This is a genomic window from Paenibacillus litoralis (assembly GCF_046244365.1).
Lineage (GTDB): Bacteria > Bacillota > Bacilli > Paenibacillales > NBRC-103111 > Paenibacillus_V.
Genome location: NZ_CP176395.1, coordinates 5,338,571 through 5,352,065 on the forward strand (window position 1 = coordinate 5,338,571; position 13,495 = coordinate 5,352,065).

General features: G+C 55.2%; 13 protein-coding genes. 3 read left to right on the forward strand and 10 right to left on the reverse strand.

Translation table 11 applies throughout. The annotated features are described in order from the left end of the window. Positions 1-39 precede the first annotated feature (39 nt). The 7 genes from ACKGJP_RS22580 to ACKGJP_RS22610 form a co-directional block, all read right to left on the reverse strand. Positions 40-702, reverse strand: a complete 663-nt coding sequence (locus tag ACKGJP_RS22580; RefSeq protein WP_409341051.1) for a bifunctional 2-keto-4-hydroxyglutarate aldolase/2-keto-3-deoxy-6-phosphogluconate aldolase — start codon at positions 700-702, stop codon at positions 40-42. A 62-nt stretch (positions 703-764) separates the two neighbouring features. Beyond that, entirely contained in the window at positions 765-1,721 is a 957-nt protein-coding gene (locus ACKGJP_RS22585) for a sugar kinase (protein ID WP_409347234.1), read from the reverse strand. Between the two features lie 27 nt (positions 1,722-1,748). Then, positions 1,749-2,504, reverse strand: a complete 756-nt coding sequence (kduD, locus tag ACKGJP_RS22590; RefSeq protein WP_409341052.1) for a 2-dehydro-3-deoxy-D-gluconate 5-dehydrogenase KduD — start codon at positions 2,502-2,504, stop codon at positions 1,749-1,751. A gap of 13 nt (positions 2,505-2,517) precedes the next feature. Further along, entirely contained in the window at positions 2,518-3,270 is a 753-nt protein-coding gene (locus ACKGJP_RS22595) for a DeoR/GlpR family DNA-binding transcription regulator (protein WP_409341053.1), read from the reverse strand. A 1-nt stretch (position 3,271) separates the two neighbouring features. Further along, complete coding sequence (gene kduI / locus ACKGJP_RS22600; protein ID WP_409341054.1) at positions 3,272-4,105, reverse strand: 5-dehydro-4-deoxy-D-glucuronate isomerase; 834 nt, start codon at positions 4,103-4,105, stop codon at positions 3,272-3,274. 295 nt (positions 4,106-4,400) lie between these two features. Beyond that, entirely contained in the window at positions 4,401-5,192 is a 792-nt protein-coding gene (locus ACKGJP_RS22605; RefSeq protein WP_409341055.1) for a type II CAAX prenyl endopeptidase Rce1 family protein, read from the reverse strand. A gap of 136 nt (positions 5,193-5,328) precedes the next feature. Beyond that, a complete protein-coding gene (locus tag ACKGJP_RS22610) occupies positions 5,329-7,305 on the reverse strand; it encodes a stalk domain-containing protein (RefSeq protein ID WP_409341056.1) in 1,977 nt (658 codons plus the stop codon). 259 nt (positions 7,306-7,564) lie between these two features. On the opposite strand from ACKGJP_RS22610, the gene ACKGJP_RS22615 reads away from it, so the two are divergent. The 3 genes from ACKGJP_RS22615 to ACKGJP_RS22625 all read left to right on the forward strand — a co-directional run bounded on the left by ACKGJP_RS22615 (position 7,565) and on the right by ACKGJP_RS22625 (position 9,947). Next, the gene (locus tag ACKGJP_RS22615) at positions 7,565-8,434 is read left to right on the forward strand and encodes a class I SAM-dependent methyltransferase (protein ID WP_409341057.1); all 870 of its coding nucleotides are present in this window, start codon (positions 7,565-7,567) and stop codon (positions 8,432-8,434) included. Further along, complete coding sequence (locus ACKGJP_RS22620; protein ID WP_409341058.1) at positions 8,434-9,150, forward strand: RluA family pseudouridine synthase; 717 nt, start codon at positions 8,434-8,436, stop codon at positions 9,148-9,150. Before ACKGJP_RS22615 ends, ACKGJP_RS22620 begins: the two co-directional genes overlap by 1 nt. 116 nt (positions 9,151-9,266) lie before the next feature. Then, positions 9,267-9,947 (forward strand): SOS response-associated peptidase, encoded by a 681-nt coding sequence (locus ACKGJP_RS22625; RefSeq protein ID WP_409341059.1) that lies wholly within the window; start codon positions 9,267-9,269, stop codon positions 9,945-9,947. Between the two features lie 119 nt (positions 9,948-10,066). Here ACKGJP_RS22625 and ACKGJP_RS22630 read toward each other — a convergent pair whose 3' ends face one another. The 3 genes from ACKGJP_RS22630 to ACKGJP_RS22640 form a co-directional block, all read right to left on the reverse strand. Further along, positions 10,067-10,354: a stage VI sporulation protein F gene (locus ACKGJP_RS22630; RefSeq protein ID WP_409341060.1), complete on the reverse strand. Its 288-nt coding sequence runs from the start codon at positions 10,352-10,354 to the stop codon at positions 10,067-10,069. A gap of 185 nt (positions 10,355-10,539) precedes the next feature. After that, a complete protein-coding gene (gene recG / locus ACKGJP_RS22635) occupies positions 10,540-12,591 on the reverse strand; it encodes an ATP-dependent DNA helicase RecG (protein ID WP_409341061.1) in 2,052 nt (683 codons plus the stop codon). Next, positions 12,588-13,454 (reverse strand): DegV family protein, encoded by an 867-nt coding sequence (locus ACKGJP_RS22640; protein WP_409341062.1) that lies wholly within the window; start codon positions 13,452-13,454, stop codon positions 12,588-12,590. Before ACKGJP_RS22640 ends, recG begins: the two co-directional genes overlap by 4 nt. Positions 13,455-13,495 lie beyond the last annotated feature (41 nt).

A 13,495-nucleotide genomic window follows, 5' to 3' on the forward strand; every position in this document is an offset into this window, starting at 1 on the left:
TCTTTTCAAGCAACGGAAATCATTTTTCCTCTTGAAAGCTTATCGGACAGCCGCTCGGTACGCTTCCATATATTGCGCCGCCCGCTTCGCGACCAGCGAGAAATCGTTCTCTTTCACGGCTTCCGCGGTCAAATCGGAGCCGATCCCGACGGCAACCGCTCCCGCTTTGACCCACTCGCCCAGATTTTGCAGGGAAACGCCGCCCGTAGGCATAATGTTCGCTTGCGGAAGCGGGCCTTTGATCGCTTTGATCATCGCCGGCGAGAACATATTGCCCGGGAACAGTTTGACGATGTCGACGCCGAGTTCCAGCGCGGTCTGGATTTCCTGAACCGTCATGACGCCGGGCATGACCGGCACGCGGTAACGGTTGCAGAGCGCTATCGTTGCAGGGTTCAGCGACGGCCCGACGACGAATTCGGAGCCGCTCAGTATCGCCGCTCTTGCCGTTTCCGGATCGAGTACGGTGCCGACGCCGATGATCGCAAACTTGTCCGGGTCGGACGCGGTGCTGGAGTAGCGGGTCGCCAGACGCTCGATCGCTTTCAAGGCGAACGGAACCGTCATCGTCACTTCGATCGTCTTCAGACCGCCGGCAATCGCCTGCTCCGCCATTTCCACCACTTCATCCGGCGTTTCTCCGCGAAGTACCGCTACAACGCCTTCGTTAACGATTTTTTCGATCAGCTTCAATTTTTTCATAGGTTCCATCCGTTCCTTTCGATCAATCAGCCATCTCTCATCTGCCTGACTATGCTGCAGATTTAACGTTCCACATGCTTCTTGTTGCCGAGCACGGCTTCAACCTGCTCCCAAGTCGGCAAGCCTTGCCAATCGCCTTCCACTTGTACGACCATAGCCCCGATCAAACTGCCGATTCGCACGGCTTCCTTGCTGCTCATCCCCCGAAGCACGCCGGCCAGAAATCCGGCGCAAAAGCCGTCCCCTGCGCCAACCGTATCTACGACTCGCTCCACCGGGAAGAAAGGGACGGATTCGACTGCGCCGTTCTCCACGACGAACGTTTCCGCTTCTCCGCCCTTCACGATACAGACGCTGCCGAGCTGATGCAGGTGGCCGAAAATTCGATCCGTATCATCCGTATCGTACAGCAGCTTGAGCTCGTCGAGTCCGGGCAGGAAGTAATCGGCTTCCTTCGCGATCGGCAGCAGCGTCTCGCGGGCTTCTTCGATCGTCCACAGCTTAAGCCGCAAATTAGGGTCGAAGCACACTTTGACGCCGTTCCTTTTGGCCATGCGCACAGCTTCAAGAACCGTTTCCCGGCACGTGTCGCTGAGCGCCGTCGTGATGCCCGTTATATGCAGCAGTTTGGCTCCGGCAATGTACGATTCGTCAAGCTGCGCCGGCGTCATCGTGCTCGCCGCGGAAAACTTGCGGTAATAATAAACGGATGTCTTGCCGGCGACAGCCTCCCGCAGCATAAGACCGGTCGGCGAGCCTGTTACGCGCGAGGAGCGGCTGACGTCGACGCCTTCGCCCCTCAGGCGCTTCTCGATGATGTTGCCGATCGGATCGCTGCCGAGCAAGCCGAACCAGCCGATGCGGTGGCCAAGCCGGGCGAGCCCGATGGCGAGATTGCTTTCCGCGCCGCCGAACGATTGCTCGAGCAGCGGGCTGTATTCAAGTCCTTTGGAGCCGGTCGGAAACAGGAGGCCCATCGTCTCGCCAAAGGTTACCACTTCAGGCTGGTATTGCCGCATATCCGTCATGGAACGTTCCACCTCTTTTTATCTTGTCATCCAGCCGCCGTCTACGCATAATACTTCCCCGCTCATATAATCCGATGCCCGCGATGCCAGGAATACTGCTGGACCCTGCAGGTCCTCCGGCGTACCCCAGCGGCCGGCCGGGATTCGCACCATGATTTGCGAGTTGCGCTCGGTATCCGCCCGCAATGCGGCCGTATTATCGGTTTCCATATAGCCCGGCGCTATCGCGTTCACATTGATGCCCTTGCCGGCCCATTCGTTGGCGAGCGCCTTCGTAAGGCCCGCGACGCCATGCTTCGAGGCGGTGTAGCCGGGGACGTTGATGCCGCCCTGGAAGGTGAGCATCGATGCGATATTGATGATTTTGCCGGAGCCCTGCTTCAGCATTTCCCGTCCGGCGAGCTGGCAGAGGAAGAACACGCTGTTCAGATTCAGATCGATCACGTCATGCCAGTCCTGCGCCGCATGATCGGCTGCCGGCGTACGGCGGATGATGCCCGAATTGTTAACGAGAATGTCGATCTTGCCGAATACGGACAAGGTTTCGCTTACGACGCCCGGCAAATTTTCTTCCTTGCTCAAGTCCGCTACGATAATATGCGCTTTACGGCCCATAGCGAGTATTTCGTCGTGCACCTCGCGATTTTTGCCGCTGCTTGTCACGATGGCGATGTCCGCTCCGGCTTTGGCCAAGCCGATCGCGATCGCTCCGCCGAGACCTTTGGCGCCGCCGGTCACGATCGCCGTTTTCCCTTGCAAATCAAACAAGCTCATATGGTCACCCCGTTTATTTTTCAATCGTCAACCCGTTGGCTCTGTACCTGTCCGCCACCTCATCCGCCAGTCCGCTGTCCGTAATGATCGTATGCACCTCGGACAGCTCGGCGAACGTCATCAGCGCGTACTTGTCGAATTTGGTCCTGTCGGCAACGCAAATCGTTTCTTTGGCGCAGGCCATAAGCGCCCGCTTCTGCTCCTGCAGCTCGCTTGTATAGATCGTAAAGCCGTAGTCCGCATGAATGCCCGAGGTCGTCAGAAAGGCTTTCTGAATGTTCAGCTTGCGAATGAAACCGATTGCGTCGGCGCTGATCAGCATATTGCGCTGCCGGTATCCCCCGGGCACGACCAGATGAATGCGGTCCTTGCGGGCGAGCTCGCTAATGATAAAGAGGTCGTTCGTAATGACCGTAAGCGGCGCGTTGTCGAGCAGCTTGGCGATTTCGAGCGTCGTACTCCCCACGTCAAGCGCGATGATATCGTTCGGTTCGATCAAACGCACCGCCTTGGCCGCAACCTCCGCTTTCTCTTCCAGCTGCTTGGCATTCGGCTCATGAGATGGAAGCAGGCCGCGGTCGGCGTCGTTCTTTAGAACGGCGCCGCCATGTATGCGCACAAGCAATCCCTGCTGCTCGAGCTTCTCCAAATCTTCTCGTACCGTTTTGCCGGTTACCTGAAGACGCTCGCTAAGCTCCGAAACCTTGACCTCCCCTTCTTGAAGAAGAACGGCCATAATGCTTTCATGGCGCTTCAAGCTCGACATGCTACTTCAATTCCTTCATCGCGACGGCGTCCATATCGGCAAACTCTTGGTTTTCGCCGGCCATTCCCCAAATGAACGTGTAGTTGCTAGTGCCCACACCGCTGTGAATCGACCAGCTAGGAGAAATAATCGCTTGCTCGTTGCGTACGACAACATGACGGGTTTCCGTCGGCTCGCCCATCAAGTGGAAAACGACGCCGTCCTCCGGCATATCGAAATAGAAGTACACTTCGGAACGGCGGTTATGCGTGTGACAAGGCATCGTATTCCACATGTTGCCCGGCTTCAGCAGCGTCATTCCCATTACGAGCTGGCAGCTCTTGATCCCTTGCTCGTGAATGTATTTGTAGATCGTTCTTTCATTCGAGTTGGTGATGCTGCCGAGATGATTCGGCTCCGCTTCGCTAATAGCCGCTTTAACGGTCGGATATTCTTTATGCGCGGGAGTCGAGTTCAGATAGAAACGGGCCGGATTCGCGTTGTCGGCGCTTTTGAACAGCACTTCGCGCTTGCCTAGTCCGACATAGAGGCAATCTTTCGTTTCCATAATGAATTCTTCGCCGTCTACCACGACCGATCCGCGAGGACCTACGTTGATGATGCCGATTTCGCGGCGCGCCAGGAAAAATTCCGCTCCCATCTCTTTGCGGTCCGCTTCCAATGCAATCGTGCCGTTCGTCGGAATAGCGCCGCCCGTTATGATCCTGTCGACATGGCTGTATACGAGCTTCAGTTCGCCGGGGACGAACAGCCCTTCTATTAAATACTCGCTTCTCAATTGTTCGGTATCAAATGCCTTTGTTGCAGCAGGGTTCGTAGCGTAACGGATTTCCATCGTTCGTACCTCCATATAAGTAAGTTTTAGTTCCATTTCCTAAGCAAAGTATAATACATCGGTACGTTTATGTACATATATTTCCGAAATATCAAGTTCATTTACGTTCGTTTTCGTTCTTTTCCATGAAAAGACACTCGAGAATTGAACAACTTACGATTGACTTGAACCGCTCCTCCCAATCTTGAACTAGCATTCCCTGAGCGGGTAACCGATTATCCTGTGCATGAAGGCCCTATCGGCATCCGTACTCATTAATGGCAAAAACCCGCTTGCCGCGGGTCCAAGGTCGGTTCTATGAAGCTGTCGAGTCACCGAAATCCTTCCGGTAATACCGGCGATCGAACGGGTACCACATCACGTGAAACACGATATGTATGACAATGGCCGAAATCAGGCCGAATTGCAGCAATGCATATCCGCAAAAAATAGCCACCCACAAATTGCCGAAAAGCGAAGTGACTACTAGGAGAGGCGTCTTCTTGCACCCTTCCGCGACCAGTCCGGGAATATGAGCAAGTCCGAAAACGACACCCGTCACCACAAGCGAAATCCACACGACCGCTTCATTGAGCGGAGCGATAAGCGACGCCAGCCACAGCAAGAGCGTAAGCAGCCCGAAGCGGAACATGACCTCCTCGTTGATTCCTCCGGACGTTATCCTGGCGAGCAGCCCCAATCTTAAACGCAGCCGTTCCGTCAGCATGACGCTTTCTTTATCCATCCGCTTGCGAATGTAGCCGTAATAGGCGAGCAGCCAGACTCCCGTACAAACGACGCCCCAAAGCAGGCCGTACCCCGTTTGCCTCCACAACGACTGGACGTCGGCCGTTTCGCCGTAAAACAGACTTTCCAGAAAAGGCTCTCGAATCCCTACGAGCGGTCCGAAATACGTGCCGATTATCGCAGGAATGACGATAAGCAGCACGTTTTGCATAATCATAATCATAAGAAGCTTCGGTTTGCTGACCTCCGTCATGCCGAATTCAGGCTTATGGCGAAGCTGTTCCGCCGAGAAAGCGCTCATCAGCACGACTCCCGGCAAGCATAATGCAACGATACTGACAAATAATGCCCATTGAAACATATGGATAGCTCCTTCTCGAACATTTTCCTTGAAACGGCACTGGCAGCGGCATTTCTGAGATTTCAAAAAAGCCGCGAAACAAGTCCGCAGCTTAATTGTCATCGATTCCTATAGGAAATGCAAACGGGAAATACGGCTATCCGCCTGTCTTAATCGACGCCGTGCGTGTCCGGCCGTCCCATTCCACCTTGCCGCCGAACGCTTCTCCAATCCACCTGACAGGAGCCATCGTAAAGTTGTTTACCAACTCTGCGGGCTGTTCCAGCTTTTCGGAAACGCCGTTCTTTACGGCTGTAGCTTGACCAATGGCAAGAGAAACGGTCATTCCGGCTTTTTGACCCTTTGCCGTACGGGTTGCGTTGTCATAGTCGACGGTTGCGCCCATCGCTTCGAAAATCGCCCGCAGCGGCGCAAGCGTGCTTCCGTTTACGATAACCGGATGCTGCTCCACATCCAGCTTCTTGCCGTCGACGACAACGGATACGATCGAGGACAGCGCAATCGATTTGTCGGAAGCCAAAGCGCCGTCGGCGCCGTAAACGCGAACCCCGAACGAAGAGCCTTCCGGCACGTCCCCAGCCGATAGTTCCAAGTAAAAAGGTGCTTTCGTCTGCGACCCGATAACGGTTCCATTTAGCACGTACTCGATCTTGCTAATGAACGCTTCGGGAATTTTTACGAAAGGCACGATTCTCGTAGATTCGGCGAAGGACGCGCTCCCTTCCGCTTTCGTATAGGCTTGCGGCTTTGCCGGGTGCACACCCTGCTCGATCTTGGTCAAGAAGTTCGGCCCCGCGATAAGCGTCTTATAAGCTTTCAGCATCTCGTCATTATCACTGAGCAAATAGTTGTTGCGCGAATCCTTTTCCTTCATGTCTACATTAAAATAGGTAATGGCCTTGAGCCGCGGATATTTCATTGGCATTACTTCATAAAGCCGGGCCAAATTCATGAGCGCCCAATCGGTATAATCCTCGCCGTCCGCATTCGTAAAATGCGCGACCGCCGTTTCGCTGATCATGATCGGCTTGCGGTCCGCATACAAGCCATACAGCTCGTCGAGACGCTCGATCGGGGTTTGGCCGAACGCCGGCTTGGCCGGATCCCCATGTTCGTACGGTTCCGTATATAGGCTTATGCCAACCCAATCGACATAAGCGTCGCCGGGATAATAGGCATCCATCGAATAGCGCGGCACATCGCCGGGACTCCAAACCATCGCGACATTCGGCGCTTCCTCGGCCATGATGTCATGGATCATCCGAAACTTTTCGATATAGGCTTGCGGATCGCCGTTCCATTTCGTCCAGGCGCCGTTCATTTCGCTGGCATAACGAAGAAATATCGGAATGCCGGACGCTTTGGCGTCACGAGCCCACTGACGGACGTAAGCGCCGTCGACGACGGCATCAAGACCTTCCGACGGCTCCCAGCCGATTTGCAGGCCGGCGCCCGCTTCTTTGGCGTTCTTCGCGTGACCGTTCGGAAATTTGGTTCCCCATGGCGCATAAGCCAAGTAAATCGCATGTTTCTTGCCGTAAAGCTGTTCGGATTTCGTAAAGTAATTGCCCATTTTCGGATCGCGTTCGGAATAGAGCCCAAGGTATACGCCCGATTCCGGTTCGTATTTGGCCAGGCTTCCTTGTTCGGGCGCCGCCATCCGTTTCGCGAGCCCGGCATCGTTCGAGGAAAGATAGATATCCGTTACCGTCCGCAAATGCTCGGCACGCTGCAGGTCTCCCGCTCCCCAATCTCTGCCGGCCTTCAGCCAATATTCGTTTTCCAGCTCGTAATATTTGATGGCGTTCTCGTAATCCTTCGCTACTTTATCGTAGTATTCGTCGATGTTGCCGGCATAGACCGCCGCGTTCTCCCAGTTTCCTTTCCCCGCCTCATATTGCATGAGCTCGTCCCAGTACGGAATAGCCCCAGCCGTATTTCCGGCGCCGTTCAGCGACTCGGCTTTCACGTGCAAGTCCCAATAGTAATCGGCGTGAGCCGTTTGCGGCACCGCCGTTCCCGTCAGCAGCAAGCCCGCAATCGCCGTTATAGCGGTGATCCGGGATACGCCCCGGCTTTTCATGCCGCTTACTTCTGCGTATATTTTCTTCATCTGAATTCCCCCCGCCTTGTTCAATGCGCTATGTATGGACAAAAGTTCCACACTTATTATAGCGGATATTGCCGTAAACTGGCATCGTTTTTGCGGAATTCCGTTTAAAATGGCGGACCGCGCTCGCTTCTCCTCCCTTGATGTTGTAAAATAACGAAGGAACGGCCTGCGTCTTCCGGGTGCAGGCAAGCGTTTTTCTAAATGAATCGCAATCAACGTTACGAAAACCAATAGACGAATCGAAGGATGGGACAAGCACATGTTTTCCGCAAAAGACTGGCAAGACTACGAATTAATCGATACGGGCGGCGGCGAAAAGCTGGAACGCTGGGGCGGCTATACGCTTCGCCGGCCGGATCCGCAAATCATATGGCCGCTGGAGAAGGAAACCGGCCAGTGGCTTCATGCCAACGCCCACTACCACAGAAGTTCAAGCGGCGGAGGTCAATGGGAATATAAACAGCAATTGCCGGAGCGGTGGACCATTTCATACGGCAATCTGAAGTTCCACATTAAACCGACCGGCTTCAAACATACCGGACTTTTTCCCGAGCAAGCGGTCAACTGGAGCTGGATGATCGATAAAATCAAAGCGGCGCGCCGTCCGATCAAGGTGCTCAATCTGTTCGCCTACACGGGCGGAGCCTCGGTCGCTTGCGCTTCCGCAGGGGCTGAAGTCTGCCATGTCGACGCAGCCAAAGGCATGGTCCAATGGGCCAAGGAAAATCTTCAGCTTTCCGGGCTCGGCGATCGCCCCGTCCGCTTCATTACCGACGACGTGTTCAAGTTCGTCCAGCGCGAGCAGCGGCGCGGCAGCCGGTACGACGCCATCATCATGGACCCTCCGTCTTACGGACGCGGACCGAACGGCGAAATGTGGAAGCTTGAGGAAGATCTCTTTCCGTTCGTACAAACCTGTATGTCCATTCTGACGGACAGGCCGTTGTTCATGCTGATCAATTCCTATACGACGGGGATCTCGGCTACGGTGCTTACGAATATTTTAACGATGACGCTCAAGAAAAAATACGGCGGCGCCATAACCTCCGGTGAAATCGGACTGCCGATAACGGAGTCCGGCATGCATTTGCCTTGCGGCATTCTCGGACGCTGGGAGGAAAAACAATAATGGCCTCCGGATCCCGATCCGCGGTTCCGGTATTGTTCGAAGACAATCACCTCCTCGTCGTCGAGAAGCCGGTCAATATGCCGACCCAAGAGGATGAATCGAAGGATCCCGATTTATTGAGCGTACTGAAGGAAGACATCAAGCAACGCTACGGCAAGCCCGGCAACGTGTACCTCGGACTCGTCCATAGGCTCGACCGTCCGGTCGGGGGCGTCATGGTTTTCGCCAAAACGTCCAAGGCGGCCTCCCGCTTGTCCGATATGGTGCGCACGCGCGCTTTCGGCAAAACGTATGTCGCAGTCGTCCGCGGCAAGCCAAAAACGCCAAGCGGCCGGCTTGTCCATTATTTGCGTAAGGATAGCCGTACCAATATGGTACGAGCCGTACCTAAGGGAAGCGCGGAAGCGAAGGAAGCGATTCTCGATTACGAGGTTGTGGCCGGCGCCGAAGGCCTGTGCCTGGTAAAGGTCAAGCTGCAAACGGGCAGGCCCCATCAAATCCGGGTACAATTTGCCTCGATCGGCTGCCCACTGTACGGCGACCAGCGCTACGGCGCTCATGTCAACGAACCGGGCCAGCAAATCGCCCTTTGGTCGATTCGCTTATCGTTCGAGCATCCGACGCAGAAGGAGCAGCTTGCCTTCGTCTCGCTGCCGCCGCGCGACTATCCTTGGGTGCTGTGGGACAGCCCGGTGCTGGACGCCATAAGGGATTAGCGGGAAGCGATAAGCTTCAGCGCAATCCTTCACTTTGTGGGGTGATTCTTTCGGGGCTCCCCGCAAAGTAATCGGAATACGCTTCAACGCAATACTTCACTTTGTGGGGTGATTATGTGTGCGGAAGATTTACGATCGTCGTCAGCTGGGATGAGCTGATGCTAAGGTTCATGCTCGAGCAGGTCGCTCCTCCCTTCCACCGGCCGCAATACAATGTCGCGCCGAGCCAGATGATCATGGCGATCATTAACGACGGGGAGAAAAATCGCCTCGGAGAGCTGAAATGGGGACTCATCCCCAACTGGGCTAAGGAAGAGAAGATCGGCAATCAAATGCTGAATGCGAGAGCCGAAACAATCGCGCAAAAGCCGGCCTTCCGTACCCCGCTCGAGAAGAAGCGCTGCCTCATTCCGGCCGACGGCTTCTACGAATGGAAACGGTCCGGCAGCGGCAAACAGCCTATGCGGATTACGCTAAAATCAGGCAGCCTTTTTGCCATGGCGGGCTTGTACGAAACATGGCTCGCCCCCGACGGACGAAAAATCAGCAGCTGTACGATCATCACGACAACGCCGAACGAGCTGGTCAAGGACATTCACGACAGAATGCCCGTCATTTTACGACCGGAGGACGAAGCCATGTGGCTGAACCGCGAGGTGCGGGAGCCTTCTCGTCTGCTCCCTTTGCTGCAGCCGTATCCTGCGGAGGACATGCATGCTTACCCGGTATCGCCAATCGTCGGCAACGTCAAGAACGACAGTCCGGCATGCATGGAACCGGTCGCCGGGCTGCTGTGAATAAGTCTCATACCCTTTCCACCGAATTGAGAATCTCTTTGCCCCGCCCTGCCGGCAAATCAAAACGGAACGCAGCGGTCTCCTGCCGCCCGTTCCGTTTTTTTGCTGCACGACTTCTGCTATCGGAACATTCCCCATAGCTTCAGAAGATGAAACGTGTTGTTCGGATCGATTTTTTGATCGATGACGAATGCGATAATATTTTCCTCTTGCCTCTGCGTAATATTTTCACCGAGCACCTTGGCCGCCTGTCTAAGCAGTTTGCGAATTTTCTCCCTATCCTGCAGATCCGCTTTGGTCACACCGTATAAAATGTACTTGACCCGCTCCTTCGTCGCCGGATTTTTCATTTTCAGCTTAATGCGTTCGACAAGCTCCCGCTCTACGCCATAGCTCAGATAGTTCACGCTTCGACACCTCCGTCAGTACCCTAAGCTCCGAAGCGAATGCTTCGTGCGGACACAAGCCCTCTCTTTCAGCATATGAGGGGCTGGGCGAAAATGTTCCGGCAAATCGTCGAAGCTTGTCTAAACGAACCGCTGCGCGCATGCAAAAAAGCCCCGCACGGCATCTAAGCCTGCGAGGCTATTCCCTAATCCAGCAATTCGCCCGTCAATACCTGCTCCCGCTGCAAATACTGGCGCAGCGGCAAATATTCGACGGACGTCCAAAACTCGCTTTTGGCGACGAGCTCCGCTGCGTCGTCGCGCGCCAGCTCCAGCGTTTCGAAGTCCGCCAGCATGTCGGCGACCCGAAACTCGGGTACGCCGCTCTGCTTCGTCCCGAAAAAATCGCCGGGGCCGCGAAGCTCCAAGTCGCGCCGGGCGATTTCGAAGCCGTCGCTCGTCTCCACCATCGCGCGCATGCGCTCCTTCCCGACTTCAGTCTTCGGATCCGCTAGCAGCACGCAGAACGACTGATGCTGGCCTCGCCCGACCCGCCCGCGCAGCTGATGAAGCTGCGACAATCCGAATCGGTCCGCATCATATACGACCATCAGCGTGGCATTCGGCACGTCGACGCCGACCTCGATGACCGTTGTCGAGACGAGCACCTGAAGCCGGTTTGCGCCGAACTCCGTCATGATCTCTTCCTTCTCCTGAGCGCTCATGCGCCCATGCAGAAGTCCGACGCGCATAGACGGAAAGTGATGCGTCAGCTGCGTATGCACATCGATCGCATTTTGAACGTCAAGCTTCTCCGATTCTTCGATCAGCGGACAAATGACATAAGCCTGTCTGCCCGCCTTCACTTCCCGGTCGATGAAACCAAGGACGCGCTCCAGCATATCGTGCTTGACGGCGTAAGTCTTGATCGGTATCCGGCCTTTCGGCAGCTCCCGAAGGGTCGAAACGTCCATATCGCCGAATGCGGTAATCGCCAGCGTCCTAGGGATCGGCGTCGCCGTCATCGTCAATACATCCGGCGTCATTCCTTTGCGCCGCAAAATGCTGCGCTGATTGACCCCGAACCGGTGTTGCTCGTCGGTTACGACGAGTCCGAGCTTGCGGAAGTAAACATCTTCTTGAATGAGCGCGTGCGTGCCGACGAGAATATCGATAAGTCCCATTTGCAGCGACGAAAGCACTTCACGTCTCTTCTTGTCCGTCAAACTGCCGGTCAGCAGACTCACTTGGATGCCGTATGGCTCGAAGAGCCGTTCCAAGGACCGTCTATGCTGCTCGGCCAATATTTCGGTCGGCACCATCAGCGCGCCCTGCGATCCCGCCTTTACGACAGCGTAGAGCGACACGGCGGCTACGACCGTTTTCCCCGCGCCGACATCGCCCTGCAGCAGCCGGTTCATCGAGAACGGCTTGCGAAGGTCCTCCAATATTTCGGCGATGACCTTTTTTTGCGACTCGGTCAGCTGAAACGGCAGCGCTCGCACGAAGCCTCTGACGGCCTCCGAATCGACAGAATGCGCGACGCCGTCGGCACGGCTTTTGTTCATCGCCCTGTAAGCCTGCAGCTTGAGCTGAAACAGAAACAGTTCCTCGTACACCATCCGCCTTCGCGCTTCCTTGCCTTCCGATACGTCGGAGGGACAATGGATCAGCGCTACGGCACGCTTACGCGGCATTAGCCGGTATTTGTTCATCAAATCGCGAGGCAGAAGCTCCTCAATCATTTCCCCGTATTGCGTGAGCGCCTGAGCGATCATTTTGCGCAAACCGTATTGCGTTACCTCGCCCGCCAAGGAATAAATGGGCTGCAGCGTACCGACTCTGGAGTTTTCCTTGCCGACGAATTCGGATGTGGAAACGGTCATCTGCTGGCGCTTTCCTTCCCATTTGCCGGTCAGCACAATCTCGAGTCCGGGCTTGAGCTGCTCCTTCAAATAAGGTCGGTTAAACCATACGGCGGTAATAAAAAACTTGTCCGATACGACCTTGCACGAAAGCTTCGCCTTGCCTTTTCCGAATCGCTGCAGGACGGGCTCGCTATAGATCGTACCTTGTATCGTAATCTTCTCGCCTTCCTTCGCTTCCGTTAAGTCGCGGATATGGTAATCCTCATATCGGAACGGAAAGTATTCCAGAAGGTCCGATGCCGACCGGATGCCCAGCGCACCCAGTTCTTCGGCTTTTTGCGTCCCGATGCCGCGAACTTGGCGAACGGGTATTTCGTGCAAATCGATCATGCCGCTTCGGGAAGCATGAATACGGCAACCGTACCGGGACCGACATGCGTGCCGATTACGGGGCCGAGCGTCGTATAGGTTAGCTCTTTGACGTCAAAATGTTCGCAGATAACGGAGCTGAATTGCTGGGCATTCTCCATCGAGCTGGAGTGTGCAATGACGATGCGCACCGGTTTGCCGCCGAAGCCCGACTGCTCCTTAAGCAGTTCGACGATACGAAGCGTCGCTTTTTTGTGACCCCTGACCTTGTCGACGGATATGACCCCGCCCTCGGCGTCCAGGGATAAAATCGGCTTAATATTAAGCAGCGATCCGACGAAAGCGGCGGCCCGTCCGATTCGCCCGCCTTTTTGCAAATATTCAAGCGTGTCCACCAAAAAGTAAAGTCCGCAATGATCGCGGATCTTCGCGATCGCTTCCAGGCACTCCTCTTTGCTTTTCCCTTGCCGGGCGGCTTGAGCAGCCGCGATCGCCATTAAGCCGATACCGTAGGAAGCCGATTTGGAATCGACGACCGTAACGTCCGTCTCGTCCTCCAGCATCGATTTGGCAAGAACGGCCGACTGGTAGGTGCCGCTCAATACGGCAGCCAAATGGATGGAAATGATTTGCGTATCCGGCCGCTCCGCAGCTATTCGCTTGTACGTTTCCAAAAACTCCACGGGAGAAGGCTGAGAAGTCGTCGGCAGCACCGGCGAACCCGCCAGCTTCTCATAAAACTGATCGGATTCGATCGTAACCGAGTCGTGGAACGTTTCCGTTCCGAAATGAACCTTGAGCGGCACCATTTCAATACCGAGGGCTTCGCGCAACTCGCGAGGGATGTCAGCTGTACTGTCTATTACGATTCGAATATTGGTCAAAAACGATCACCCCGAAACTTATTTATCTCCATAGCTTGCGG